30 protein-coding genes and 1 pseudogene are annotated in these 26,194 nt (G+C 56.5%); 8 read left to right on the top strand and 23 right to left on the bottom strand.

The window, feature by feature from the left end:
- From RT657_RS13795 to fkpA, 9 genes and pseudogenes are all read right to left on the bottom strand, one after another.
- Positions 1 to 76: pseudogene (locus tag RT657_RS13795) on the bottom strand (elongation factor Tu); the annotation flags it as partial.
- 67 nt (positions 77 to 143) lie between these two features.
- Positions 144 to 2,258, bottom strand: coding sequence for an elongation factor G (gene fusA, locus RT657_RS13790; RefSeq protein ID WP_313655126.1), 2,115 nt, complete (start codon positions 2,256 to 2,258; stop codon positions 144 to 146).
- 93 nt (positions 2,259 to 2,351) lie between these two features.
- A complete protein-coding gene (rpsG, locus tag RT657_RS13785) occupies positions 2,352 to 2,822 on the bottom strand; it encodes a 30S ribosomal protein S7 (RefSeq protein WP_313655124.1) in 471 nt (156 codons plus the stop codon).
- Positions 2,823 to 2,918: 96 nt separating this feature from the next.
- A complete protein-coding gene (rpsL, locus tag RT657_RS13780; protein ID WP_003852912.1) occupies positions 2,919 to 3,293 on the bottom strand; it encodes a 30S ribosomal protein S12 in 375 nt (124 codons plus the stop codon).
- Positions 3,294 to 3,417: 124 nt separating this feature from the next.
- Complete coding sequence (gene tusB, locus RT657_RS13775; protein ID WP_313655123.1) at positions 3,418 to 3,705, bottom strand: sulfurtransferase complex subunit TusB; 288 nt, start codon at positions 3,703 to 3,705, stop codon at positions 3,418 to 3,420.
- A gap of 9 nt (positions 3,706 to 3,714) precedes the next feature.
- Complete coding sequence (tusC, locus tag RT657_RS13770; protein WP_313655122.1) at positions 3,715 to 4,074, bottom strand: sulfurtransferase complex subunit TusC; 360 nt, start codon at positions 4,072 to 4,074, stop codon at positions 3,715 to 3,717.
- Positions 4,074 to 4,460: a sulfurtransferase complex subunit TusD gene (gene tusD / locus RT657_RS13765; protein WP_313655120.1), complete on the bottom strand. Its 387-nt coding sequence runs from the start codon at positions 4,458 to 4,460 to the stop codon at positions 4,074 to 4,076. The genes tusC and tusD overlap by 1 nt, the downstream gene beginning before the upstream one ends.
- Positions 4,460 to 5,182 carry a transcriptional regulator gene (locus RT657_RS13760; protein ID WP_111139695.1) on the bottom strand — a complete coding sequence of 241 codons (723 nt, stop codon included), beginning with the start codon at positions 5,180 to 5,182 and terminating at the stop codon, positions 4,460 to 4,462. The genes tusD and RT657_RS13760 overlap by 1 nt, the downstream gene beginning before the upstream one ends.
- Positions 5,183 to 5,348: 166 nt before the next feature.
- Positions 5,349 to 6,197: an FKBP-type peptidyl-prolyl cis-trans isomerase gene (gene fkpA / locus RT657_RS13755; RefSeq protein WP_313655118.1), complete on the bottom strand. Its 849-nt coding sequence runs from the start codon at positions 6,195 to 6,197 to the stop codon at positions 5,349 to 5,351.
- A 269-nt stretch (positions 6,198 to 6,466) separates the two neighbouring features.
- Between fkpA and RT657_RS13750 the strand changes: the two genes are divergently transcribed.
- Positions 6,467 to 6,685 (top strand): SlyX family protein, encoded by a 219-nt coding sequence (locus RT657_RS13750; protein WP_313655117.1) that lies wholly within the window; start codon positions 6,467 to 6,469, stop codon positions 6,683 to 6,685.
- Between the two features lie 83 nt (positions 6,686 to 6,768).
- Here RT657_RS13750 and slyD read toward each other — a convergent pair whose 3' ends face one another.
- From slyD to kefG, 4 genes are all read right to left on the bottom strand, one after another.
- Positions 6,769 to 7,323: a peptidylprolyl isomerase gene (gene slyD, locus RT657_RS13745; protein WP_313655116.1), complete on the bottom strand. Its 555-nt coding sequence runs from the start codon at positions 7,321 to 7,323 to the stop codon at positions 6,769 to 6,771.
- Positions 7,324 to 7,520: 197 nt separating this feature from the next.
- On the bottom strand, positions 7,521 to 7,715 hold the full coding sequence (locus RT657_RS13740; protein WP_313655115.1) for a YheV family putative zinc ribbon protein: 195 nt from the start codon (positions 7,713 to 7,715) through the stop codon (positions 7,521 to 7,523).
- Between the two features lie 14 nt (positions 7,716 to 7,729).
- The gene (gene kefB / locus RT657_RS13735; RefSeq protein WP_313655114.1) at positions 7,730 to 9,544 is read right to left on the bottom strand and encodes a glutathione-regulated potassium-efflux system protein KefB; all 1,815 of its coding nucleotides are present in this window, start codon (positions 9,542 to 9,544) and stop codon (positions 7,730 to 7,732) included.
- On the bottom strand, positions 9,545 to 10,096 hold the full coding sequence (gene kefG / locus RT657_RS13730; protein ID WP_313655112.1) for a glutathione-regulated potassium-efflux system ancillary protein KefG: 552 nt from the start codon (positions 10,094 to 10,096) through the stop codon (positions 9,545 to 9,547).
- A gap of 113 nt (positions 10,097 to 10,209) precedes the next feature.
- Here kefG and RT657_RS13725 point away from each other — a divergent pair, with 113 nt between their 5' ends.
- Positions 10,210 to 12,114, top strand: coding sequence for an ABC transporter ATP-binding protein (locus RT657_RS13725; protein WP_313655111.1), 1,905 nt, complete (start codon positions 10,210 to 10,212; stop codon positions 12,112 to 12,114).
- A 42-nt stretch (positions 12,115 to 12,156) separates the two neighbouring features.
- On the opposite strand, the gene tauD is transcribed toward RT657_RS13725, so the two are convergent.
- The 4 genes from tauD to tauA are packed head-to-tail and all read right to left on the bottom strand — an operon-like array spanning position 12,157 to position 15,571.
- Positions 12,157 to 12,996: a taurine dioxygenase gene (tauD, locus tag RT657_RS13720; protein ID WP_313655110.1), complete on the bottom strand. Its 840-nt coding sequence runs from the start codon at positions 12,994 to 12,996 to the stop codon at positions 12,157 to 12,159.
- Entirely contained in the window at positions 12,993 to 13,820 is an 828-nt protein-coding gene (gene tauC / locus RT657_RS13715; protein WP_313655109.1) for a taurine ABC transporter permease TauC, read from the bottom strand. Before tauC ends, tauD begins: the two co-directional genes overlap by 4 nt.
- Positions 13,817 to 14,584, bottom strand: a complete 768-nt coding sequence (gene tauB / locus RT657_RS13710) for a taurine ABC transporter ATP-binding subunit (protein WP_313655108.1) — start codon at positions 14,582 to 14,584, stop codon at positions 13,817 to 13,819. Before tauB ends, tauC begins: the two co-directional genes overlap by 4 nt.
- Before the next feature lie 9 nt (positions 14,585 to 14,593).
- The gene (gene tauA / locus RT657_RS13705) at positions 14,594 to 15,571 is read right to left on the bottom strand and encodes a taurine ABC transporter substrate-binding protein (RefSeq protein ID WP_313655107.1); all 978 of its coding nucleotides are present in this window, start codon (positions 15,569 to 15,571) and stop codon (positions 14,594 to 14,596) included.
- 235 nt (positions 15,572 to 15,806) lie between these two features.
- Here tauA and RT657_RS13700 point away from each other — a divergent pair, with 235 nt between their 5' ends.
- Positions 15,807 to 16,787, top strand: coding sequence for a LacI family DNA-binding transcriptional regulator (locus RT657_RS13700; protein ID WP_313655106.1), 981 nt, complete (start codon positions 15,807 to 15,809; stop codon positions 16,785 to 16,787).
- 1 nt (position 16,788) lies between these two features.
- Here the strand turns inward: RT657_RS13700 and RT657_RS13695 are convergent, their stop codons facing one another.
- On the bottom strand, positions 16,789 to 17,391 hold the full coding sequence (locus RT657_RS13695; RefSeq protein WP_313655105.1) for a LysE family translocator: 603 nt from the start codon (positions 17,389 to 17,391) through the stop codon (positions 16,789 to 16,791).
- A gap of 58 nt (positions 17,392 to 17,449) precedes the next feature.
- Here RT657_RS13695 and RT657_RS13690 point away from each other — a divergent pair, with 58 nt between their 5' ends.
- From RT657_RS13690 to RT657_RS13680, 3 genes are all read left to right on the top strand, one after another.
- Positions 17,450 to 18,466 carry a hydrolase gene (locus tag RT657_RS13690; RefSeq protein ID WP_313655104.1) on the top strand — a complete coding sequence of 339 codons (1,017 nt, stop codon included), beginning with the start codon at positions 17,450 to 17,452 and terminating at the stop codon, positions 18,464 to 18,466.
- A 4-nt stretch (positions 18,467 to 18,470) separates the two neighbouring features.
- A complete protein-coding gene (locus RT657_RS13685; protein ID WP_111139709.1) occupies positions 18,471 to 18,689 on the top strand; it encodes a YheU family protein in 219 nt (72 codons plus the stop codon).
- Between the two features lie 61 nt (positions 18,690 to 18,750).
- The gene (locus RT657_RS13680) at positions 18,751 to 19,620 is read left to right on the top strand and encodes a phosphoribulokinase (RefSeq protein ID WP_313655103.1); all 870 of its coding nucleotides are present in this window, start codon (positions 18,751 to 18,753) and stop codon (positions 19,618 to 19,620) included.
- Between the two features lie 403 nt (positions 19,621 to 20,023).
- On the opposite strand, the gene RT657_RS13675 is transcribed toward RT657_RS13680, so the two are convergent.
- Positions 20,024 to 20,428 (bottom strand): OsmC family protein, encoded by a 405-nt coding sequence (locus tag RT657_RS13675; RefSeq protein WP_313655102.1) that lies wholly within the window; start codon positions 20,426 to 20,428, stop codon positions 20,024 to 20,026.
- A gap of 304 nt (positions 20,429 to 20,732) precedes the next feature.
- On the opposite strand from RT657_RS13675, the gene crp reads away from it, so the two are divergent.
- Positions 20,733 to 21,365, top strand: coding sequence for a cAMP-activated global transcriptional regulator CRP (gene crp / locus RT657_RS13670; protein WP_003852956.1), 633 nt, complete (start codon positions 20,733 to 20,735; stop codon positions 21,363 to 21,365).
- 57 nt (positions 21,366 to 21,422) lie between these two features.
- Positions 21,423 to 23,498, top strand: a complete 2,076-nt coding sequence (locus RT657_RS13665) for a YccS/YhfK family putative transporter (protein WP_313655100.1) — start codon at positions 21,423 to 21,425, stop codon at positions 23,496 to 23,498.
- A gap of 1 nt (position 23,499) precedes the next feature.
- Here RT657_RS13665 and RT657_RS13660 read toward each other — a convergent pair whose 3' ends face one another.
- The 4 genes from RT657_RS13660 to RT657_RS13645 form a co-directional block, all read right to left on the bottom strand.
- Positions 23,500 to 24,720 (bottom strand): aspartate aminotransferase family protein, encoded by a 1,221-nt coding sequence (locus tag RT657_RS13660; RefSeq protein WP_313655098.1) that lies wholly within the window; start codon positions 24,718 to 24,720, stop codon positions 23,500 to 23,502.
- 81 nt (positions 24,721 to 24,801) lie between these two features.
- Positions 24,802 to 25,377 carry an aminodeoxychorismate/anthranilate synthase component II gene (locus tag RT657_RS13655; protein WP_313655097.1) on the bottom strand — a complete coding sequence of 192 codons (576 nt, stop codon included), beginning with the start codon at positions 25,375 to 25,377 and terminating at the stop codon, positions 24,802 to 24,804.
- Between the two features lie 41 nt (positions 25,378 to 25,418).
- Positions 25,419 to 26,012: a putative adenosine monophosphate-protein transferase Fic gene (locus RT657_RS13650; protein ID WP_313655096.1), complete on the bottom strand. Its 594-nt coding sequence runs from the start codon at positions 26,010 to 26,012 to the stop codon at positions 25,419 to 25,421.
- Positions 26,002 to 26,172 carry a YhfG family protein gene (locus tag RT657_RS13645; RefSeq protein WP_313655095.1) on the bottom strand — a complete coding sequence of 57 codons (171 nt, stop codon included), beginning with the start codon at positions 26,170 to 26,172 and terminating at the stop codon, positions 26,002 to 26,004. Before RT657_RS13645 ends, RT657_RS13650 begins: the two co-directional genes overlap by 11 nt.
- Positions 26,173 to 26,194 lie beyond the last annotated feature (22 nt).

Raw genomic sequence — 26,194 nt, 5'->3', positions numbered from 1 at the left:
TTTTACCGTGGTCAACGTGACCGATGGTGCCCACGTTTACGTGCAGTTTGTTACGCTGAAATTGCTCTTTCGCCATGGCGATAATTCCTTACGTTGTGCCTTCACCCTTGGGTGAAGGCATCAGTTCAAATTTAAACCGTAGCTTATTTGCTACGAGCTTCAATAACGGCCTGCGCTACGTTGTTCGGCGCATCGTCATACTTCAGGAACTCCATGGAGTAAGAAGCACGACCTTTGGTCAGAGAACGCAGCTGAGTTGCGTATCCGAACATTTCAGACAGCGGAACTTCAGCGTGAATCTGAACGCCAGTAGCGTTAGATTCCTGCCCTTTAAGCATACCACGACGACGGCTAAGGTCACCGATGACATCACCCGTGTTCTCTTCTGGCGTTTCAACTTCAACCTTCATGATAGGCTCAAGCAGAACAGGTTGCGCTTGTTTGAAGCCCTGTTTGAAGGCGATAGACGCAGCCAGTTTAAACGCCAGTTCTGAGGAGTCGACATCATGGTAAGAACCAAAGTGCAGACGAACACCCAGATCCACAACCGGGTAACCAGCCAGTGGGCCTGATTTCAGCTGCTCCTGGATACCTTTATCAACCGCAGGGATGTATTCACCAGGAACTACACCACCTTTGATATCGTTGATAAATTCGTAGCCTTTCGGGTTCGAACCCGGCTCAAGTGGGTACATGTCGATAACAACATGACCATACTGACCACGACCACCAGACTGCTTGGCGTGTTTACCTTCGATATCGGTAACTTTAGAGCGGATCGCTTCACGGTAAGCAACCTGTGGTTTACCCACATTCGCTTCGACGTTGAATTCACGCTTCATACGGTCAACGATGATGTCGAGGTGCAGCTCACCCATACCGGCGATGATGGTCTGGTTAGATTCTTCATCAGTCCATACGCGGAATGATGGGTCTTCTTTAGCCAGACGGCCCAGAGCCAGACCCATTTTTTCCTGGTCAGCTTTGGTTTTTGGTTCAACGGCGATAGAGATTACCGGCTCCGGGAACTCCATGCGCTCAAGGATGATGACGTTATCCGGGTCACACAGGGTGTCACCAGTGGTCACATCTTTCAGGCCGATCGCAGCTGCGATATCACCCGCACGGACTTCTTTGATTTCTTCACGCTTGTTAGCGTGCATCTGAACGATACGGCCCAGACGCTCACGGTTTGACTTAACCGGGTTGAACACGGTGTCACCAGTGTTAACAACACCAGAGTAAACGCGGAAGAAGGTCAGGTTACCTACAAACGGGTCGGTAGCGATTTTGAACGCCAGTGCAGCAAACGGCTCGTTGTCGTCTGAGTGACGAACAGCCGGCGTGTCTTTACCGTCGTCCAGCATACCGTTGATCGCGGTAACGTCAGTCGGTGCTGGCAGATATTCAACAACGGCATCCAGCATCGCCTGAACACCTTTGTTCTTAAATGCAGAACCACAGGTTACCAGGATGATTTCGTTGTTCAGAACGCGCTTACGCAGAGCAGTTTTGATCTCTTCTTCGCTCAGCTCTTCACCGCTGAAGAATTTCTCCATCAGCTCTTCAGAGGCTTCTGCAGCTGCTTCGATCAGCTTGCCACGCCACTCTTCAGCCAGTTCCTGCATATCAGCTGGAATATCTTCGTAGTCGAAGGTTACACCCTGGTCGGCGTCGTTCCAGTTGATTGCTTTCATTTTCACCAGGTCAACAACACCGGTGAATTTCTCTTCTGCGCCGATAGCCAGCTGCAGAGGAACTGGAGTTGCGCCCAGACGAACTTCCATCTGGTTAACAACTTTCAGGAAGTTAGCACCCATGCGGTCCATTTTGTTAACGAACGCAATGCGTGGAACTTTATATTTGTTAGCCTGACGCCATACGGTTTCAGACTGTGGCTGAACGCCACCAACTGCACAGTAAACCATTACCGCGCCATCAAGCACACGCATAGAACGTTCAACTTCGATGGTGAAGTCAACGTGTCCAGGGGTGTCGATGATGTTGATGTGGTGTGGTTCAAACTGCTTGGCCATACCAGACCAGTAACAGGTGGTCGCAGCGGAAGTGATGGTAATACCACGTTCCTGTTCCTGCTCCATCCAGTCCATGGTTGCTGCGCCGTCATGTACTTCACCGATTTTGTGGTTTACACCGGTGTAGAACAGAACGCGTTCGGTAGTGGTAGTCTTACCGGCGTCGATGTGCGCACTGATACCGATGTTACGGTAGCGAGCAATGGGTGTTTTACGAGCCATTTGATTCCTCTGATTCTCGGACGTTCAAGGTAAGTCGACCCCAGCGGGTTGGCTATCTGAGCGCCCGCTGGTTTAACGACAACTACGTGGTCATTACCAACGGTAGTGAGCGAACGCCTTGTTGGCTTCAGCCATGCGGTGAACGTCTTCACGTTTCTTAACTGCAGTACCTTTGTTGTCTGCAGCATCAGAAAGTTCGTTCGCCAGGCGAAGAGCCATTGATTTATCACCGCGTTTACGAGCAGCATCTACGATCCAGCGCATTGCCAGGGCATTACGACGAACCGGACGGACTTCAACTGGTACCTGATAAGTAGAACCACCAACGCGACGTGACTTAACTTCGACAGTCGGACGCACGTTTTCCAGCGCTACTTCAAAGGCTTCCAGGGAGTTTTTACCTGAACGCTGAGCCAAGGTCTCAAGCGCGGTATAAACGATAGATTCTGCAGTAGATTTTTTACCATCTACCATCAGGATATTTACAAATTTGGCCAGCAGCTCTGATCCGAACTTAGGATCTGGCAGAATTTTACGCTGACCAATGACGCGACGACGTGGCATGGAAATACTCCGTTGTTAATTCAGGATTGTCCAAAACTCTATGAGTTTATTTTGACATTTAATTTAAAACGTTTGGCCTTACTTAACGGAGAACCATTAAGCCTTTGGCTTCTTCACGCCGTACTTGGAGCGAGCCTGCTTACGGTCTTTAACACCTGAGCAGTCCAGCGCGCCACGAACGGTGTGGTAACGCACACCTGGCAGGTCTTTTACACGACCGCCACGGATCAGGATCACGGAGTGCTCCTGCAGGTTGTGACCTTCACCGCCGATGTAGGAGGTGACTTCAAAACCGTTGGTCAGGCGCACACGGCAAACTTTACGCAGTGCGGAGTTTGGTTTCTTAGGAGTGGTGGTGTACACACGAGTACAAACGCCACGTTTTTGCGGGCAAGCTTCCAGCGCCGGCACGTTGCTCTTTGCAACTTTGCGGACGCGTGGTTTGCGAACCAGCTGGTTAACTGTTGCCATTAAATAGCTCCTGGATTTGCTTTTGCTTCGTAAACACGTAATAAAACGCCTCGTAGAATTACGAGGAGGCAGAATTTTAGGGCTGCGTCAAAGGGGTGTCAAGAAATAACCAGGTTTTAGCCGATCACCAGACCATTTGTTGAGGATGCCTGATCGTTAACGTGACAAACCCATTATAGTCTACGGATTGCACGCTGGTCGAAATTTGTCCAGCGAGCCCGCGCGCCTGGACATCCTCCTCCAGTACCCACAGCGTGGCAGGGCTGGCAGCCAGCGTCTGCAATGCGCGGCTGCCCGCCACGGCTGCCAGAACCCCATCCTGCAGCAGCAGCAGGTCGTCTCCGGCTTCTGTCATCAATATCAGCGTTTCAAGATCGCTGTGTGACGGGGAGTGCAGTAAAGTGTGCAGCATTCGCGCCTCTTAAAACGTCAGGATGCGGTCGTAACTGGCCAGTGTCTGGCGCAACGCGGGCGCATCCAGCAGCGTAACGTCCAGCAACCGCTCTGCTTCCATAGCCAGACCACGCGCCAGCAACGATGTCCGGCAGAGATAGCACTGCTCAATATCGTATAAAGCCAGTACGCCAAACGTGGCCGCATAGTGGCGGCTCTTTATCATCCCGGGTTGCTGATTCAGATTAAGCTGGAGTACGCCATCGCCAATAAAAAACAGCCCAATATCCTCACTGAGCGCACCCGTTGCCAGCGCCGCGTCCAGCCCTTCACGTCCGGCACTGCTGCCGTGCGGAGCCTGAGTAAACACAAATGCGACCCGATTCATCAGAACTGCACCAGACGTTCGCAGCGCAGCGCCGCCTCGGCCAGCGCACCCAGCCCGCTCAGGGTAAAGCCCGGCTGGAGGTTACTGGCCGCGAGCTGAAGCCGGGCCGACTCCTGCGCATCGCTCACGCCACGCCGCAGTGCGGCCGCCACACAAATATTCAGTGCCACGCCCTGCTCCTGATGTAATGTCTGCCACGCCCGGACCAGATCGAACTCATCGCTGGCTGGCGCAGTGAGCTGGTTCGCGTTCAGCACCCCTTCCCGATAGAAGAAAACGCTGTCAAGCTGATGGCCCGCCGTCAGTAGCGCACGGGCAAACAGCCAGGCGCTGGTCGCCTGTTGCGTACCATAAGCCGGGCCGGTGACCAGCAGGGTATAACGCATTACCTCTCCTGCCCCTGGAAGTCGCCATTCTTAAACTGGCGAATATAGAGGTAGACCGTATGCTTCGAGATGTTCAGGCGATCCGCAACCTGGTTAATTGCATCCTTGATATCGAAGATCCCCTTCTCATACAGATTCAGCACGATCTGACGATTCTTGGCGTTGTTTGAGACATTGCGGTCCGCACTCACCTCTTCGATGGTGAACTCCAGCGTCTGCATTACCAGGTCATCTACCGAGCTGGCGAAGTTAACGCTGGAATCCACCTGCTGCATTTCAGGTGGCATAAAGGTCGACATAATCTGCGAGAACGGCACATCCAGATTCATGTTGATACAGAGCAGGCCAATCACCCGCTGCTGGCGGTTACGGATAGCGATGGTGACCGACTTCATCAGCACGCCGCTTTTGGCCCGGGTGAAATAGGCACGCGACACATTACTGTCTGCCCCATGCATATCGTGCAGCATACGCAGCGCTAAGTCGGTGATTGGCGAACCAACTTTACGTCCCGTGTGCTCACCATTGGCGATTCGCACCGCTGAACATTTAAGATCTTCAAGCGAGTGCAGGACAATTTCGCAATGGGAGCCGATCAGCATAGCCAGGCCATCCACGACAGCCTCGTACGATTTCAGAATATCGTAATCAGTTTGTTCGAACGGGCGCTGTTCAAGCAGATCGAAGTCGCTCAGTTCACCCGGATTGAATGGATTAGACATGGAAGAGTTTCACCCTGAATGGCTGGAGCCTGTCACAGCGGCTTATGGGCAGACTCAATATTGGGATAATTCGGCAGGCATTAGTCTGGCAAATGTCGTCGGCTTATGCCAGAGGTTTGTCGTGAAGCAGAAGTGAAACCGCCGCCCGGAGGCGGCGGCTGGCAGATTACTGCGCTTTCGGTGCAGCGGCAGCAGGCGCTGGCGCCTGTGCTTTTTCATCGGCCTTTGGCGCCGGTTTGATATCCAGCAGTTCAACGTCGAACACCAGGGTAGAGTTCGCCGGGATACCTGGTACGCCGTTTTTACCGTAAGCCAGCTGTGGTGGGATCACCAGCTTGATCTTACCGCCTTTCTTCACGTGCTTCAGACCTTCAGTCCAGCCCGGAATAACACCATCCAGACGGAATGAGAGTGGCTCGCCACGGGTGTAAGAATTATCGAACTCCGTGCCGTCGATCAGCGTTCCTTTGTAGTTCACCACAACGGTGTCACTGTCTTTAGGTGCGTCGCCGGTGCCCTCTTTCTCTACTTTATAGAGCAGACCGGTTTCAGATTTTTTCACACCGCTCTCTTTAGCAAATTTGGTTGCGTAAGCTTCGCCCTTATCCGCGTTCTCTTTCGCATCTTTTTCCATTTTCGCTGAGGCTGCGCCTTTCACGCGACCTTCGAAGGCTTGCAGCGTCTGCTCAATCTCTTCATCAGAGAGTTTGCTCTTGCCACCAAATGCATCCTGAACACCAGCGATCAGCTGCTGCTTATCCAGTTTGATGCCCAGTTTTTCCTGCTCCTTCAGGGAGTTGTCCATGTAGCGACCCAGTGAAGCACCCAGTGCGTAAGCAGACTGCTGGTCTTCATCTTTGAAGGCCGCGTTTTTCGGTACCTGTGGCGCAGTCTGTGCCGCCGCGGCTGGTGCAGCCTGTGGTGCCGCAGCCGTGTCTGCCGCCATTGCCAGCGGAGCGTTCAGCGCAACAGCCATTGTGGTAGCTAACAATGTGACTTTAAACAGTGATTTCATCCTTTCTCCAAAACCGAAGCGTCTAACCTCGGGAAACATTGCGGACTTGAGGGTCCACACTATAACTTTACGTGGCAGTGTCGAACACTCCCACAATGTGATTACCCGGTCTACCTCCGACCTTTATAACATCGGGAAGTTTCATCAGAGATGATGGCGCGCCTCCTTTTTTCAAGCGTAACGCCGGAGATCGTGAAAAAAACAGGTGATTCCTGGCAGTCAGGTCGTAGAATCACGCCCCGAGTCGCACCTTAACAGAGGAACAGGTCATGCAACAATCTGAGTGGGAACAGCGTCTGGAGACGTTAGAGAGCAAACTGGCCTTTCAGGAGATGACGATTGATCAGCTGAACAATGCGGTGGTGGAGCACGAACTGCAGATGAGTAAGCTGCGGGAGCAGATGCGCATTTTAACCGACAAGCTTAAGGCCAATGCGCCTTCCATGGTCGCCTTTCAATCTGAAGAGACCCCTCCGCCGCACTATTAAGCGCACGTTAATCAGACGCGCCGGAACCGATGACCACTAAAAGAAAGGCCACCCGGAGGTGGCCTTGAACGGTCTGTTGAGACTTAGTGGCTGCAGCCGCAGCCGCCTGTGCCACAACCGCCTTTATCGTGATCGTGGTCGTGACCGTGATCGTGGTCATGATGATGGCCATCAGCACCGTGAACGTGGCCATGAGCCAGCTCTTCCGGTGTGGCTTCACGGATAGCAACCACTTCAACGTTGAAGTTCAGGTTCTGACCCGCCAGCATGTGGTTACCATCAACCACGACGTGATCGTCTTCCACTTCGGTGATTTCTACCGGTACCGGGCCCTGATCGGTTTCTGCCAGGAAGCGCATGCCAACCTGCAGTTCATCCACGCCCATGAAGACGTCTTTAGGAACGCGCTGCACCAGGTTGTCGTCATACTGACCGTAAGCGTCGTTTGCCGGGATATGCACATCAAACTTGTCGCCGGCAACGTGGTTTTCCAGCGCATTTTCCAGACCAGAAATCAGGGAACCATGACCGTGCAGGTAGTCTAACGGTGCGCTCACCGGTGACTCGTCAACTAACACGCCGTCTTCTGTACGTACCTGATAGGCCAGGCTTACCACCAGGTCTTTTGCTACTTTCATGATATCTCCTAACCGTTGAGAACTGAGATCCCGTCTCATTGGTCTATTCTTGCGTGCAATAACACCAACCAGAAAGGTTCGGGGCTGAGTACAAGAGGGGTTTCACTTTCTCTTGCGACTCGAGCCTTAATGGCGTCAATTGTAACGGAATTCAATGCCGCTGTAAGTTTAAGCGTAAAAAAAGCTGGTTGCTAAGGCTATTCCGGATGGAAAATGCCGATAACCTGCTCATTCGTGCGAACCTGATCGCGGGCCTGCTTATCGGCCTCACGCATCTGGTGACCACATTTTACGCACTCCACCACATCAATATTATTTTCACGCCACATCGCCAGCGTGTCCTTCTCCTGGCAGTGCGGGCATGTCGCACCTGCAATAAAACGTTTACGCATCAGCTTCTGCCTGTTTAAAGAGGTTGTTGGTCATCGTCCCAGCCGTCGATCTGCCGCTTCTCACGCTGCATTTCGCGCTGGAAGATATCTTCCAGTTCACGCCGCGCTTCACGGACGCGTGAGGCCTGAGCGCTTTCAGCCGGATTCGGCATCAGCTCGCGCAGCATCCGCATATCAAGCCGGCGGAAATGCTGCTGGGCGCGGTGCGCCTGATGCGGATGCATTCCCAGCGACATCAATGTCTTGCGTCCCAGCTCCAGCGCACTGGAGAAGGTTTCACGCGAGAACTGCGTTACGCCGGCCTGTAACAGCTCATGCGCTTCTACACGACCGCGGGCACGCGCCTGGATCTGCAACTGCGGAAAGTGCTGCTGGCAGAGATGCACGATCGTCATCACATCTTCCGGCTCACTACAGGTAATCACTATCGACTGGGCGCTGGCCGCACCGGCTGCCCGCAGCAGCTCCAGCTCAGTAGCGTCGCCGTAATAGACCTTATAGCCATATCTGCGCATCAGGTTGACCGCACTGATGTCGCGCTCCAGCACGGTAATACGTTTGTTATTCGCCATCAGCAAACGACCCACCACCTGCCCGAAGCGACCAAAGCCCACCACAATCACCTGCGGCTGGTCATCTTCAACAAAATGCTTTTCAGCCTCGTCGTCCGGCTCGTTGAAACGTCGCGCCAGCAGGCGATCGATTCCCTGCATCAGCAGCGGCGTCGTCATCATCGACAGCGTGACGGTGACCAGCAGCATTGGCAGCTGATCGCCAGCGAAAAGTTTTGCCGACGACGCTGCAGAAAAGAGTACAAAAGCGAACTCGCCGCCCTGACTCAGCACCCCGGCAAACTGCTGCCGCTCGGAACTGCGCAGACCATAAATGCGGGCCAGCAGGTAGAGCACCACCGTTTTCACCGCCACCAGCGTGATCACGCCCAGCAGGATGGTCACAATATGGGTATAGAGCACCCCAAGGTTGAGCGCCATGCCGACCGAGATAAAGAACAGCCCCAGCAGTAACCCTTTAAACGGCTCGATCGCGACTTCCAGTTCATGACGATACTCGCTCTCTGCCAGCAGAATACCGGCGATAAAGGTGCCCAGCGCCATCGACAGCCCCAGCGCATCCATAAAGAGTGCCGAGCCTAAGACCAGCAGCAATGAGGCCGCCGTAAAGACCTCGCGCACGCCTGAGGCCGCGATATAGCGGAAGATGGGGCGCAGCAGATAGCGTCCGCCTAACAGCATTCCGGCAAACGCCACGACCTTCATGCCGACTTTCATCCAGTCAATATGTCCGCTGTCTGTGCCCGCCAGCAGCGGGATGAGCGCCAGCGCAGGAATAACTGCGATATCCTGAAACAGCAGAACCGAGAAGCCCAGTTGCCCCGCTTCGCTGCGGTTCATCCCCTTGTCCATCATCAGCTGCAGCGCCATAGCGGTTGAGGACATCGCCAGGCCGATGCCACCGATAATTGCCGCCTGCCAGCTAAAGTCCGTCAGCCACAACAAACCGCCGAGAATCGCGGCGGAGAAGATCACCTGCGCCGCACCGACCCCAAAAATGGAGCGGCGCAGCGCCCACAACTTTGCCGGGTTCAGCTCCAGCCCGATAATAAACATCAGGAAAACCACGCCAAGCTCCGAGAAATGGAGAATCTCGTCGACGTCGCTGATAAAGCCTAATCCCCACGGACCGATCGCGATACCCGCGACCAGATAACCCAGCACGGCACCAATCCCAAGGCGAGCGGCTACCGGTACCAGCAAGACCGCCGCGACCAGATAGATCACCCCGGCGGTCAGCAGCGTTTGTCCTTCCATCTATACTCCTCCGTTCGGCAGCGGTGCTGCCAGCCAGTCGCCATAGGCGCGGGCGTAGTTTTTCATTAATTCCGGCCCCTGACGACGCGCCCAGTAGACGATCATCGGCGGCATCCAGTGCATCCGGCACATCTGCGCGGTCAGCTCAAAAGGACGCATAATGTCATTGAGCGAGTAGCGGTTCAGTCCCTGCTGTTTAAAGGCACTTTCCGGCTCTCCGGTAGTGACGACGCTGCGCCAGTACTTCCCTTCCAGCGCATTGCCATCCACGCCGTTGGCGAAGCCGCGCGACAACACGCGATCCAGCCACTCTTTCAGTAAAGCCGGACAGCTATAGGTATAGAGAGGATGTTGAAAAACGATGACATCATGTTCACGCAGCAGCTGCTGTTCGTGGTGAATATCAATAAAAAAATCCGGATAGGTCGCGTACAGATCGTGGACGGTAACCTGTTCCAGCGCCTGAGCCGGCTGCAGCAAAATCCGGTTAGCCACCGAATCCTGCAGTTCCGGATGAGCAAAAATCAGTAATACCCTCGGTGGCTGCGACATCCTTTCCCTCCAAAGCGTCGTCATTGAGGCGGTTTTCCGCTACCATGCACGACGCAGCAAAATCCTCATTATGTTGCCAGTAAATTAACATATTCTGACGATACGGCGCTTACATGATTGTCTTCTCTGCCTTACAAATTCGCCGCGGCATCCGCGTCCTGCTCGACAACGCCACCGCCACCATTAATCCCGGTCAGAAGGTCGGGCTGGTGGGAAAAAACGGTTGTGGTAAATCCACGCTGCTGTCGCTGTTAAAAGGTGAAATCACCAGCGATGCCGGCACCGTTACGCTTCCGGCACACTGGGCGCTGGCCTGGGTGAATCAGGAAACCCCGGCGCTCGACAAAGCCGCGCTGGAGTATGTCATCGACGGTGACCGCGTCTATCGCCAGCTGGAGGCAGAACTGGCGGACGCTAATCGGCGTGACGATGGCAATGCCATCGCGCTGCTGCATGGCAAACTGGATGCCGTGCAGGCGTGGAGCATCCATGCACGCGCCTCAAGCCTGCTGCACGGTCTGGGCTTCAGCCAGGAGCAGCTGCAACGCCCGGTCAGCGACTTCTCGGGTGGCTGGCGCATGCGACTCAACCTGGCGCAGGCGCTGATTTGTCGCTCCGACCTGCTGCTGCTGGATGAACCCACCAACCACCTGGATCTCGATGCCGTGATCTGGCTGGAGCGCTGGCTGAAGAGTTATGAAGGCACGCTGATCCTGATCTCACACGATCGTGATTTTCTCGATCCGGTCGTCGACAAAATCATTCATATCGAACAGGCGTCGATGTTCGAATATACCGGCAACTACAGCTCCTTTGAGCGGCAGCGCGTCGCCAAACTGGCACAGCAGCAGTCGCTGTATGAGAGCCAGCAGCTGAAAGTGGCACACCTGCAAAGCTATATCGACCGCTTCCGTGCTCAGGCGACCAAAGCCAAGCAGGCGCAGAGTCGCATTAAGATGCTGGAACGCATGGAGATGATCGCGCCCGCCCACGTCGACAATCCATTCAGTTTTACCTTCCGCAAGCCGGAAAGCCTGCCCAATCCACTGCTGAAGATGGAGAAGGTTACTGCGGGTTATGGCGATCGCATTATTCTGGACGCCATCAAACTTAACCTGGTGCCGGGTTCACGCATCGGTCTGCTGGGGCGCAACGGTGCCGGTAAATCGACGCTGATTAAGCTACTGGCGGGTGAACTGGAGGCGATGGAGGGCAAGATCGGGCTGTCGAAAGGGATCAAGCTCGGCTACTTCGCCCAGCATCAGCTGGAGTATCTGCGGGCCGACGAATCGCCGCTTCAGCATCTGGCGCGCATTGCACCCAACGTGCTGGAGCAGCAGCTGCGCGACTATCTGGGTGGTTTCGATTTCCGTGGCGACAAGGTCACTGAAAACACGGCACGCTTTTCCGGCGGAGAGAAAGCGCGACTGGTGCTGGCACTGATTGTCTGGCAGCGCCCTAACCTGCTGCTGCTCGATGAACCGACCAACCACCTGGATCTCGATATGCGTCAGGCGCTGACCGAGGCGCTGATTGATTTCGAAGGTGCGCTGGTGGTGGTCTCGCACGACCGACATCTGCTGCGTGCCACCACCGACGACCTCTATCTGGTGCACGATGGCAAAGTTGATGTCTTTGCCGGCGATCTTGAAGATTATCAGCAGTGGCTGAGCGACCTGCAAAAGCAGCAGGCGCAGCAGGAGGCTGCCCCGAAGGCCGATAACGGCAACAGCGCCCAGGCGCGCAAAGATCAGAAGCGCCGCGATGCCGAACTGCGCACCCAGACGCAGCCGCTGCGTAAAGAGATCGAGAAACTGGAAAAGCAGATGAGCAAGTGGCAGAGCCAGCTCGCCGAGGCGGAAGCGCAGCTCTCCGACAGTGCGATTTATGAGCCGGGGCGTAAAGCCGATCTGACCACGGCGCTGCAGCGTCAGGCGGAGAGTAAATCGGCGCTGGAAGAGGTTGAGATGGCGTGGCTCGATGCGCAGGAACAGCTCGAACAGATGATGAGTGCCTGACACGCGGGCGTTCTCCCTGCCCGCAGGGAGAACGCGGCGCGCTTAGCGGGGCCTGTCGCCCAGCACCGTCGCCCGCTGCATGATCCGCCGGGCAGGATAGTAGTCAGCATTAGCATAATGCTGCGTTACCCGGTTATCCCAGATAGCCAGATCGTCTGGCTGCCAGCGCCAGCGCACCTGAAACTCCGGTTTAGTGGCGTGGGCAAACAGAAAGCTCAGCACCGCATCGCTCTCCTTCTCGCTGAGATCCTCAATCCGCGTGGTAAAGCCCTCATTCACAAACAGCGCTTTCCTGCCGCTGACCGGGTGGGTACGGATGACCGGATGCTGCACCGGCGGATGCTTCGCCACCGCCTGCTGCCAGCGCTGGTGCTCCTCTTCCGTTTTGCGGTATTTAAACTCCTGGAAGGACTTTGTAAAATCATGCTCGGCGCGGAGGCCGGCCAGCAGCTGCTTAAAAGGTTCAGAGAGCGCCTCATAAGCCGCAATCCCGCTGGTCCAGAGCGTATCGCCGCCCGCTTCCGGCAGCACCTTTGAGGCCAGCAGGGCGATGGCCGGTGGCGTGTCAATAAAGGTGACATCAGTGTGCCAGTTGTCGTTGTCCGGCGGATTATCCTGGTGGGTGTCCAGCACGATGATCTCCTCCACGCCCTCCGCATGGGGATAGACCGGATGAATATGCAGATCGCCAAAGCGTACCGCCAGCGCCCGGTGCTGTTCCGGCGTGATTTTCTGGTCGCGCAGAAACAGCACCTGGTGACGCAGCAGGCCGTGATAGAGCTGCTCAAACTGCGCATCGCTTAGCGGGCGTGAGACATCCAGGTTTGCAACCTGCGCGCCAATCAAGGGACCAAGCGGGGTAAAACTGAGACGTTCATTCATGACTGTTCTCCACTCCAGGGCGTCAGGCGACGCTGCAACGCGCGCAGCCCGAGTTCCAGACTAAAAGCGATAAGGGCGATCACTGCGATCCCTGCCAGCACCACATCCGTGGCGAGAAACTCGCCCGCCGACTGCACCATAAATCCCAGGCCCCGTGTGGCGGCAATCAGTTCCGCCGCCACCAGGGTGGACCAGCCCACCCCAAGGCCAATACGCAGGCCGGTGAGGATGGCCGGCAGCGCACCGGGCAGAATTACCCAGCGCAGCAGTTGCCAGCGATTCGCCCCCAGTGAGCGCGCCGCCCGCAGCCGCACCTGCTGCGTGCTACGCACGCCCGCCAGGGTTGAGAGCGTGACCGGCGCGAAGATGGCCAGAGTGATCAGCAGGATCTTCGAGGTTTCCCCGATACCGAACCAGATCACCATCAGCGGCAGATAGGCGAGCGGCGGAATCGGCCGATAGAGTTCGATCAGCGGGTCGAGCAGCCCACGTGCGACCGGGCTGAGTCCCATCAGGATCCCCACCGGAATGCCAATCGCCGCCGCGGCCGTCAGCGCAATCACCATCCGCGTCAGACTGGCGGCCAGGTGCTGCCATAGCGTGGCATCCATAAAACCCTGCGCGCTGGCGATCACCAGCAGCTTGCTGAACACCTGCTGCGGCGACGGCAAAAAGAGCGGCGCGATCAGGCCCAGCGCGGTCACGCCCCACCAGATCAGTAACAGCAGTGAAAGGCTCACTAAACTCAGCGTAAAGGGGATCGAAAAGGGCCAGCGCAGGCGATGACGAACCAGCAGCGACTTGTCGTGAATGAATGCGCTCATGTAAACGCCTCCCGCTGGTCGAATACCCGGCTCAGCACATATTCACGCTGAGCGATAAAGTCCGGATCGGATTTGATGCTGCGGCACGACTCGCCCGTGGCAAAGCGCTGACCGAAACCGGGGCGCAGCCGCTCAACGATGCGGCCTGGTCCTGGCGACAGCAGGATCAGTTCAGTGGCGAGGAAGATCGCCTCTTCAATATCGTGCGTAATCAGCAGGATCTGTTTTCCACTGTCGCGCCACAGCGTCAGCAGCAGGGTCTGCATTTGCTCACGGGTAAAGGCATCCAGCGCGCCGAACGGTTCATCTAATAGCAGCAGTTGCGGATCGGTGGCCAGCGCACGCGCGATGCCGACCCGCTGGCGCTGACCGCCGGAGAGCTGCCAGATGGCGCGCTTTTCCGCACCTTCCAGGCCAACCTGCCTGATAAGCCTCCGCGCGATGTTTTCCCGTGCCTGACGTGCCATCCCGGCCAGTTGCAGGCCAAAGGCCACGTTCTCCAGCACGTTACGCCACGGCAGCAGACCTTCATGCTGAAACACCACGCCGCGTTCCGCGCCTGGCCCGGTCACCTGCTGGTTGTCCAGCATGATGCTGCCCGACTCCACCGGCAGGAATCCGGCAACCAGATTGAGCAGGGTCGTTTTGCCACAGCCGGACGGGCCGAGTATTACCAGCAGTTCATGGCTGTCCAGCTGCAGGTTGATATCCTGCAACACCGGCTGTCCGGCATAGCGGGCATTGAGGTGAGCGATGCGCAGCATGGTGCCTCCTTACGGTTTTACGAGTGGCGCGACAAAGCGTGAAGTCACGTAGCTGCTGTAGTCGTTGTCCGCCTGCGGCACTCTGCCCTGTGCTTTCAGGAACTGAGCGGTATCGACGATCGCTTTATTGACCGGTTTGTCCAGCTGCTCAACCTGCTGCTGTGCCGTAAGGTAGGTATTGCCTTTGACCAGACCCGGCACCTGGGCTTCCGGTACCCCGCTCAGGCGGGAGAGCTTACTGAGGTTCTCAGGCTGCTTCAGCCAGTTATCTGGGCCGTTAAGGTAGGCCTGCTGCGCCTCGATCGCACTGCGGGCGAAGGCGGTGACGATCTCCGGATGCTGCTCCGCAAAATCCTTGCGCACCACCCAGACATCCAGCGTTGGCGATCCCCAGCGTCCCACTTCCGCCGAATCGGTTAACACCCTGCCCTCTTTTTCCAGCGCGTTCACCGCCGGTGCCCAGACGTAGGCCCCATCAATATCGCCCCGCTGCCAGGCCGCGATAATGGCGGGTGGCTGCAGGTTCACCAGCTGGACCTGCGACGGCTTAATGCCCCAGTGCTTCAGAGCCGCCAGCAGGCTGTAATGAGTGGTGGAGATAAACGGCACGGCAATACGCTTGCCGATGAGATCCTGGGGATTCGTGATGCTCTTCTTCACCACCAGCGCTTCAGAGTTACCCAGCTGAGAGGCGAGTAAAAAGGCTTCGATTGGCAACTTCTGCGCTGCCGCAACCGCCAGCGGGCTGGAGCCGATGTTGCCAATCTGCACATCACCGGAGGCCAGCGCGCGGAGCACGCCCGCACCGCTGTCGAACCTGCGCCAGTCAACGCTGGCCCCGCTCGCTTTAGCAAAACTGTTGTCGGCCTGCGCCACCTTTGCCGGTTCAGCAGAGGTCTGCCAGGCGACGGTGACATTGACCGCCTCTGCCCTGAAAGCCAGCAGCGCCAGCGCCGCCGCTAAAAATGTTAAACGTGTTACTGCCATGATCGCGTCCCCACTGTTTTATTGTGAGGGCAGTGTCTCCGGACGCTATAATTTCATAAAGGAACTAAAAATTATCCTCTATAGAAATAAGTTCTTAGATCACTATCTGCAAACGTAAGTCAGAAATCGCAATTGCTGAAAAAGGCTAAAGTAAGCAAAAATGTCAGGCGCTCACATTGCCCCTGTGTTATTGATATGCATTCCCAATCACTGCCTGTTAAGGTCTCTGTATCTGATGTCGATCGAGAAAGTCGCTCAACTGGCTGGCGTCTCTAAAGCCACGGTATCGCGGGTTCTCAACGCGCATCCCGGCGTAAAGCCTCACACGCGTGAGAAAGTTCTGGCGGCAATCTCTGCCTGCGACTATCAGCCCAACCTGCTGGCGCGTCAGTTGCGTACGGCGCAAAGCCACATGCTGCTGGTGCTGATCTCGGATATCACAAACCCCTTCTGCTCCCGTGTGGTTCAGGGCATTGAGGCCGAAGCCGAACTGCATGGCTACCATATCCTGCTCTGCAACTCCGCCTCGCAGCTTCAGCGCGAAGCCGCCTATCTGAGCCTGCTGACCGGCAAAGTGGTGGATGGCGTCATTACCATGGATGCCGCGTCCGGCTTACAGGATCTGCAGACGCTGATTGCGGGCGCGCCCTGGGTACAGTGCTGCGAATTCGATCCCGCGATCCCCGCTTCCTCCGTGAGCATTGACCACCTTGAGGCGGCGCGTGACACCGTCCACTACCTCGCCGGTAAAGGGCGTCAGCGCATCGGGCTGGTGAATGGCGATATGCGTTACCTTTACTCGCATCATCGCGAAAAAGGGTACCGGCAGGCGATAGAGGAGCTGGGCCATGCGTGGTCTGCCGTGGCCTATACCTATGAAATCACGCCCGAGGCGGGCAGTCAGGCGTTGCGTGAACTGATGGCGCTGCCGCAGCCGCCCGATGCGGTGTTTGCTGTGTCCGATGTGCTGGCGGTGGGCGTGGTCCACGCGGCGCTGGAAGCAGGCCTGCGCGTGCCGCAGGATCTGGCGGTGGTGGGCTTTGATGGCGTGCCCTTTACCCGCAGCCTCAATCCGCCGCTGACCACCATTGAGCAGCCAATGAACGAGCTGGGGGCGCGCAGCGTGCAGTTACTGCTGCAGAAGATCCGTCAGCCTCATACTCCGGTGATCCATGAAGTGTTGCCCTGGACGCGCGTTGAACGCGCATCCAGCTGACTCAGTGCCAGATTAGCAGTACGCAGGCGGCGGTCAGCAGCCCCATCGCCAGGTTAAAGCATTTCCAGGCGCGACGGCTACGCAGGATACGGCCAATCATTGCGCCAAATCCCATCCAGATAACGCCCGACACCAGATTAACCAGAAACATGCCGACACTGATCGCCATCACGGAGTGACGGTAGCCGTCACCGGCCAGGCTGAAGCTGGCGACCGCGCCCAGCGCCATCAGCCAGGCTTTGGGATTGATCAGCTGCAGCAGCCCGCCCTGCCAGAACGGCATGGGCGCATCCGGCGCCTGATCGGTCTCCAGCTTCTCATAGCTGGACGTCGCTATCTTCCATGCCAGCCAGAGCAGATAGAGGCTGCCGGCAATTTTCAGCACCAGGTGCAGCGGAGGATAGAGCAGGATCAGGCCGCCCACGCCAAAGGCTACCATCAGCAGCATCACCTGCATCCCGATCATGATGCCAATCATCAGTGGAAAGGTGCGCATGAAGCCAAAATTGGCGCCCGAGGCGGTGAGTAACATATTATTGGGTCCGGGCGTAATTGCCGCGACCCAGAGAAAGCCCAACATTGATAAGAAAAGACTCAGTTCCATGACAATCGGGTACTCCCTGCCCCGGCAAGAAAAAACCTCTCGAAGCTAACAGTGTGATATGGAACAGACAAGCTTTTACCACATGAAATTTTCCGGACCGGAAAACGAGCAGTTTACGCCGCCTGCCGCGCTGCGTAACGCACATCTGCAGACCGTGTTGCCGCGTCTGTTACGCCGGCGCAGCACGCTGGTGCCTCACTGGCAGCGTCTCGATCTGCCCGATGGCGATTTTGTCGATCTTGCCTGGAGTGAAGATCCGCAGTTTGCGCAGCATAAGCCGCGCGTGGTGCTGTTTCACGGGCTGGAGGGAAGTTTTCACAGCCCCTATATTCACGGCCTGATGGCGATCTGCCGCGCGCGCGGCTGGCTGGCGGTCGTGATGCATTTTCGCGGCTGCAGCGGCGAACCTAACCGGCTGAACCGCATCTATCATTCAGGTGAAACCGAGGATGCCCGCTTTTTCCTGCGCTGGCTGCACACCCGCTGGGGCCGCGTGCCCACCGCCGCCGTGGGTTTTTCGCTGGGCGGTAACATGCTGGGTTGCCTGCTGGGTCAGGAAGGTGCCACTGCAGAGATCGACGCAGGCGTCATTGTTTCTGCGCCACTGATGCTGGAACCCTGCAGCGTGAAACTGGAACAGGGTTTTTCACGTTTTTATCAATACTATCTGCTGGCACAACTCAAGAAGAATGCCCGCCGTAAACTGCACGCCTGGCCGGATACACTGCCGGTCAATCTGGCCGAGCTAAAGGCGCTGCGGCGGCTGCGTGATTTCGATGATGCGATTACGGCGCGCGCCCACGGTTTTATCGATGCGGCAGATTACTATCATCGGGCCAGCGCCATGCCCTGGCTGAAGCAGGTAGAGAAACCGCTGCTGATCCTGCACGCCCGTGACGATCCGTTTATGAGTGATGAGGTGATCCCGCAAAGCGGTCAATTATCTGCCACTATTACGTATCAACTGACATCGCACGGCGGCCATGTGGGTTTTGTCGGTGGCTCATTACGCCAGCCTGAAATGTGGCTGGAACAGCGCATCCCTCAGTGGATCGCCCCTTTTCTGGATAACTGATCTCGTGATTATTCCCTGGCAACAGGTCTCGCCTGAGACCCTTGAAAACCTGATTGAAACCTTTGTCCTGCGCGAAGGCACAGACTACGGCGAGCAGGAGCGCAGCCTGCTGGACAAAGTGGCGGATGTGCGACGCCAGCTGGAAAGCGGTGAAGTGGTGCTGGTGTGGTCGGAACTGCATGAATCGGTCAATATTATGCCGCGCAACGCCTTTCGTGGCTGATGCGCCCACAGCCATTTCATGCTAACAATGCCTGTTACCCGATCTCACAGGGAGCTTCTCTATGTCTGCACGTCATCCTGTTATCGCGGTGACTGGTTCCAGCGGTGCAGGAACCACCACCACCAGCCTCGCATTTCGCAAAATCTTCCAGCAGCTTAATCTTCGTGCAGCGGAGCTGGAAGGCGACAGTTTTCACCGTTTTACCCGTCCTGAAATGGATATGGCGATTCGTAAGGCGCGCGATTTAGGACGTCACATCAGCTACTTCGGCCCGGAAGCTAACGACTTTGGCCTGCTGGAGCAAAGCTTCAAAGAGTATGGCTATAGCGGCCAGGGACAGTCGCGCAAATATCTGCACACCTACGATGAGGCGGTGCCGTGGAATCAGGTGCCCGGCACTTTCACACCGTGGCAGCCGCTACCGCAGAACACCGACATTCTTTTCTATGAGGGGCTGCATGGCGGTGTAGTGACGGCGCAGCACAACGTAGCGGAGCAGGTCGATCTGCTGGTCGGGGTGGTCCCGATAGTTAACCTTGAGTGGATCCAGAAGCTGGTGCGCGACACCAGCGAGCGTGGCCACTCCCGTGAAGCGGTCATGGATTCGGTGGTGCGGTCGATGGAGGATTACATTAACTTCATCACGCCACAGTTCTCACGAACCCATATCAACTTTCAGCGCGTCCCGACCGTGGATACCTCAAACCCGTTTGCCGCCCGCGCCATCCCCTCACTGGATGAGAGTTTTGTGGTGATTCACTTTCAGGCGCTGGAAGATATCGACTTCCCCTATCTGCTGGCGATGCTGCAGGGCTCCTTTATCTCGCACATCAATACGCTGGTGGTGCCCGGCGGCAAAATGGGGCTGGCGATGGAGTTGATTATGGGCCCGCTGGTGAAGCGGCTGATGGAAGGCAAACGAATAGAGTAAAGGACTGAATGCGCCGGTTTCACGAAGGTCGCTACTGACAAAACCTGGAAAAAAAGAATCTGACAGCAGCACATAAGCTCAATACGCAGGGAACCGGGTCAGAAGAGAAAAGCGTCCCGCGCCCGGGCCAAAAACGCCGGGAGCGTTTTTGAACAACGCAACGCGTTGGCCCGACTACGGGCGCACCTCAGGGATGAGGTGCGTAATCGCGCGGGATGCGCGACCAGGGATTGGCTCAGGCGACTTTCCGGGCTGACCCGGGTTCCTGCGCAGGCACGGTCTGACAGCGAACCGCCACAAATCGCTCTGACCCGGTTCTCTGCACCGCCACACTCTTAAAGCGGACTCCCTGCGCAGGTAAGTTCTTACAACGGACTGCCCGCAACGTTAAAAAATCTCACTATTACAGCTCAATCACTTCATAGCTGTGCGTAATCGTCACGCCTTTACCCAGCATAATGGCGACCGAGCAATATTTTTCCGCCGAAAGGTCCACTGCGCGTGAGACCACTTTATCCTGGAGAGCCTTGCCACTGACGATAAAATGCAGGTTGATATGCGTAAAGATCCGCGGCGCCTCTTCACGACGTTCTGAAGTCAGTTTTACTTCACAATCAGTCACATCGTTACGGCCTTTTTGCAGAATTGATACCACGTCGATCGCGCTGCATCCACCCGCTGCCATCAGCACCATCTCCATTGGGCTGGGCGCTTTATCCCCCGAATTGCCATCCATCACGATCTGATGGCCGGATGAGGATTCTCCGAGGAATGTCAGTCCTTCTACCCATTTCACTCTTGCCTGCATGATTTTTACTCCGTAATTCGCTGTTTTGTCGCCAGAGTACGCTTTCGCCTGGTAAACAGCAATCCGGAGAAATCCGCCTGTAGCTGAAGCGAGACAACAGAAGACAGTCGGCTAAAGCTGTGCTACAAACAGTGCTGAAAATATTTTTCGTCACCCGATGACGAAGCCGGGAAGAATGATGCGCACTGCGCCTGATGCGGCCCGAATAATTTCCTGAAATGGAAAACGCTTGAAGCTTTCACCGCCTGACAGGGAAAACTGCCCCCTGTATTTTGGGCACGATTACAACAGAGGATAATAGCGAATGGTTCTCGGCAAACCGCAAACAGACCCTACACTCGAATGGTTCCTGTCCCATTGCCATATTCACAAGTATCCATCCAAAAGTACGCTGATTCATCAAGGTGAAAAAGCAGAAACGCTTTACTACATCGTGAAAGGTTCCGTCGCGGTTCTGATTAAAGATGAAGAAGGCAAAGAGATGATTCTTTCCTACCTGAATCAGGGTGATTTTATTGGTGAGCTTGGCCTGTTCGAAGAAGGCCAGGAGCGCAGCGCCTGGGTACGTGCGAAAAGTGCATGTGAAGTGGCAGAAATTTCATACAAGAAATTCCGTCAGCTGATCCAGGTCAACCCTGACATCCTGATGCGACTCTCGTCGCAGATGGCGCGTCGCCTGCAGGTCACGTCTGAAAAAGTGGGTAACCTCGCTTTCCTCGACGTTACCGGACGCATTGCACAGACCCTGCTCAACCTGGCGAAACAGCCAGATGCCATGACGCATCCCGACGGCATGCAAATTAAAATTACGCGTCAGGAAATTGGCCAGATTGTTGGTTGTTCACGTGAAACCGTGGGCCGTATTCTGAAGATGCTGGAAGATCAGAACCTGATCTCTGCACACGGCAAAACCATCGTCGTTTACGGCACCCGCTGATTCCTGTCACCCACGGCGTGATGGCAACATCACGCCGTTATTGTTTGTGCTGAGCCGATGTGGCGTCGAATAATTTACCATCCTGAAGTGAACTACGCCTTGCGGCAGACGCTGGTGCTTTGCCTGCCAGTGGCGCTGGGCTGGCTGGCTGGTGACCTTCAAAAAGGACTGCTCTTCTCGCTGGTGCCCGCCTGCTGCAACATCGCCGGTCTGGATACGCCGCATAAACGCTTCTTCAAACGCCTGATCGTGGGTGGCAGCCTGTTTGCTCTCGGTAGCTTCCTGATCCAGTGGCTCACCCTGCAGGCGGTGCCGCTGCCGCTGATCCTGTTTATCATGCCTCTGCTGCTCGGCGTGACCGGGGAGATCAGCCCGCTGCATGGTCGTCTGCTGCCCGGCACGCTTATCGCCGCCATCTTCACTCTGAGCCTGGTCGGTCGCATGCCGATCTATGTTCCGCCGCTGCTCTATATTGGCGGTACGCTCTGGTACGGGCTGTTTAACTGGTTCTGGTTCTGGCTGTGGAAAGAGCAGCCGATGCGCGAAAGCCTGAGTCTGATCTACCGCGAGCTGGCTAACTACTGCGACGCCAAATATACCCTGCTGACGCAGCTGACCGATCCGGAGAAGGCCCTGCCGCCGCTGCTGGCTCGCCAGCAGAAGGTCGTCGATCTGATCAACACCTGTTATCAGCAGATGCACATGCTGTCGGCCAGCCGCGACCACAGTCATAAGCGGCTGACGCGCGCCTTCCAGGTGGCGCTGGATCTGCAGGAACATATCTCGGTCAGCCTGCATCGGCCGGAGGAGGTGCAGAAGCTGGTTGAGCAAAGCCATGCCGAAGCGGTCATTCGCTGGAATGCTAAAACCATCTCAGCCCGGCTGCGGGTGCTGGCGGATAATATTCTTTACCACCGCTTACCCGAACGTTTTGCGATGGACAAACAGCTTGGCGCGCTGGAGAAAATCGCGCATCAGCATCCCGACAATCCGGTGGGACACTTCTGTCTCTATCACTTCAACCGGATTGCCCGGGTCCTGCGCACGCAGAAACCGCTCTATCAGCGTGACCTGATGGCCGATCGCCAGCGCCGCCTGCCGCTGCTGCTCGCCCTGCGAAGCTATCTCTCGCTGCGCTCCTCGGCACTGCGCACTGCCGCTCGCTTTGCCGTCATGCTGATGCTGGGCAGCGCGCTGGCGCTGTTCTTCAACATTCCCAAGCCCTACTGGATCCTGATGACCATTATGTTCGTCAGCCAGAACGGCTACAGCGCCACCCGCGTCCGCATCCAGCACCGGGCCCTGGGCACCTTCGCCGGGCTGGTGATCGCGGGCGCCACGCTGCGTCTGGCGGTGCCGGAGTCGCTGGTGCTGCTGATCATGCTGGCCATCACCTTTATCAGCTACCGCTTTACCCGTCAGTTTTATGGCTGGTCGATGATTGGCTTCACGGTGACCGCTGTCTACTCGCTACAGTTGCTGTCGCTGAACGGCGCACAGTTTCTTCTGCCGCGACTGATGGATACGCTGATGGGCTGCCTGATCGCCTTTGGTGGAATGCTCTGGCTCTGGCCGCAGTGGCAGAGCGGCTTATTGCGGCAGAATGCGCATGATGCGCTGGAAGCCTATCAGGATGCGCTGCGGCTGTTGCTGGGCAATGAGCAATCACCGGACAAGCTGGCTTACCAGCGCGTGCAGGTGAATCAGGCACACAATGCGCTGTTCAACTCTCTTAATCAGGCAATGCAGGAGCCGGCGTTCAACGCTCAGTATCTGAAAGATATGCGGCTGTGGGTGACGCACAGCCAGTTTATCGTCGAGCACATTAATGCGATGACGATTCTGGCGCGCGAACATACGATGCTCACCGCCTCGCTGGCCGAACGCTATCTGCAATCCTGCGAAATTGCGCTGCAGCGGTGCCAGCAGCGGCTGGAATATGATGGGGCAAGCTCACAGGTCAACCTGCTGGATGAGCTGGAGAATATCAGTGAGGGGCCGGTCACGGTCGTGGAGCAGCATGTGCGGCGCATCCTCGATCATCTGAGCGTAATGCACACTATCTCATCACTGGCGTGGAGCCAGCGACCGCAACATGGCCGCTGGCTGATCCGCCATTTACGGAAAAGCTGATCTAGCCGTTCAGGACCTTGCCGACCGCCGTGGCGAAGCGACGCATGCCCTCTTCGATGTCAGTCGGTTCAATGATCAGCGACGGCGCGAAACGCATTACGTCAGTACCGGCGACCAGCACCATCACTCCTTCGGCCGCGGCGGCATTCAGAATGTCGCGCGATTTACCGGCATGCTGAGGCTTCAGCGCCGCGCCAATCAGCAGGCCTTTGCCGCGAATATCGCTGAACAGATCATACTTCGCATCAATCGCCTGCAGGGCCGTCACAAAGTGCTGACGACGCGCTTCCACGCCCGCCAGCACGGCCGGGGTATTGATGATATCCAGCGCGGTTTCGGCAATGGCGCAGGCCAGGGGGTTCCCGCCATAGGTGGTGCCATGCACGCCCGGTGCCATTGTTGAGGCGATCTCATTGGTGGTCAGCATGGCGCTGACCGGGAACCCGCCGCCCAGCGCTTTGGCAGAGGTCAGAATATCGGGCTGAATACCATAGTGCTCATAGGCGAACAGCTTGCCGCTGCGTCCCATGCCGCTCTGCACCTCATCCAGCACCAGCAGCGCCTGATGCTGGTCACAAAGCTCACGCAATCCCTGCATAAAGGCCTGTGTGGCAGGCATCACGCCGCCTTCACCCTGAATAGGTTCAACCACGATGGCGCAGGTATGATCGTCAATTACCGCTTTCACTGCGTCCAGATCGTTGAACGGTACGTGAACGATATCCGCCGGTTTAGGCCCGAATCCGTCTGAATATTTTGGTTGCCCGCCGACCGTGACGGTAAAGAGCGTCCGGCCATGAAAAGCGTTGTGGAAGGCGATGATCTTGCTTTTGAACGGGCTGTGACGCTTGCAGGCATAATAGCGCGCCAGCTTAAACGCCGCTTCGTTGGCTTCCGCGCCGGAGTTGGCGAAAAAAACGCGCTCGGCAAAGGTGGCGTGAATGAGTTTACTGGCGAGACGCAGCGCCGGTTCATTGGTGAAGACGTTGCTGGTGTGCCACAGCGTCTCCCCCTGGCTCTTCAGCGTCTCCACCAGCGCAGGATGGCAGTGTCCAAGTGCGGTGACGGCGATGCCACCCGAGAAATCGATATACTCTTTGCCCTGCTGATCCCATACACGACTGCCCTTGCCTTTTACCGGCACGAACTGCGCAGGTGCATAAACAGGCAAAATAACGTTATCGAATGTTTCCCGCGTGACCGCAATTTTTTCCGCTGCCATTGATGACCCCATTTGAATGATGTTTGTGCAACTGTGAAATAATAATCACAAAATATGCATAAAAAATCACTCAAAGGCAACTTATTGCGTCAGGAAATTGCGCAGCAGCTGGTGTCCCTGTTCACTGAGAATGCTCTCGGGATGGAACTGCACGCCCTCCAGCGCAAGGCTTTTGTGGCGGAATCCCATAATTTCATCCGGCTCGCCATCGCGCATCGTCCAGGCCGTTATCTCAAAATCCTCCGGCAGAGAGTCGCGCTGCACTATCAGCGAATGGTAGCGGGTAACAGTGAGAGGATTATTCAGATCGCGGAACACACCCTGGCCAGTGTGCTGAATGGCGGACGTTTTGCCGTGCATCACCTGACGTGCCCGAACCACCTGCGCGCCATAGACCTGGGCGATCGCCTGATGCCCCAGGCAGACGCCCAGCACCGGCAGCTGGCCGGCAAAGTGCCGGATCGCCGCCAGTGAAATCCCTGACTCCGAGGGCGTGCAGGGCCCCGGCGAAATCACCAGATGGGTCAGCGGTAAGGCTGCCATCTGCGCCAGAGTGATGGCATCATTGCGCACCACCCGGACCTCTGCACCCAGTTCGCAGAAATATTGATAAAGATTCCAGGTAAAGGAGTCGTAGTTGTCGATAAGCAGCAGCATGAACCATCCAGAGTGATAACCCGCGCCGCTATTCTACGCGGTTAAGTCGCCTCACTCACCACTTTCGCAAACACCTGCTCCAGCGGCTCCAGGTCTCCGGCGACGCCAGCCTGATTCGCTGCTTTCCAGCTTTCCGCATCCGTCTCTTCCCAGGAGAGCAGATAACCGGCATGCAGCGCCAGCTGTTCGAAAAAGATGCGCTGTGCGCGGCCATTTCCGTGGCGGAAAGGGTGCAGCATATTGATTTCGCAATAGTAGTGCGCGATACGGCGAATGAACTCTTCACGCGGCAGCTCCGCCAGCCCCTTCTCCTCCTCCAGCGCGGCCATCAACGCATTGCCCTCTTTTTCGATATATTCGAAATGGCAGAACGGTGTCTCATCACGCCAGATGTCGATGGTGCGCAGTTCACCCGCCCAGCTGTAGATATCCTGAAACAGCGTACGGTGGATCAGACGCAGATAAGGCAGACCCGGATTACGCGGGCCCAGTTCCAGCGTAGCGGCACGCGCCGCGCTGAAGCTCAGCTCCGCTTTGCGCAGTTGCGCAGCATCACGGATATCGGCCAGGTTTTTCAGCACATTGTCCTGCTGCCACAGGTAAGGATCCTGACTGATAGCGCTGTTAGAGTCCATATTGCCTCCTCAGGGACGCCAGGCGTGCTGCCGCATCATCGCTATTGATGCTGGTTTCATTCGGTGAAAAGCCCTCCAGACGACAACTGGCCTGATAGCTGGCGCTACGCCGCTGTTGCCACAGAGTGACTTTCTGTTTTTCGGTGAGTCTGTTCGCCATACCGCCTCCTGCTCAGGTTTTT

This window comes from Pantoea sp. (assembly GCF_032114055.1).
In the GTDB taxonomy this organism is placed as follows: domain Bacteria; phylum Pseudomonadota; class Gammaproteobacteria; order Enterobacterales; family Enterobacteriaceae; genus Pantoea.
This window is presented reverse-complemented; position numbering and strand designations above follow the sequence as displayed.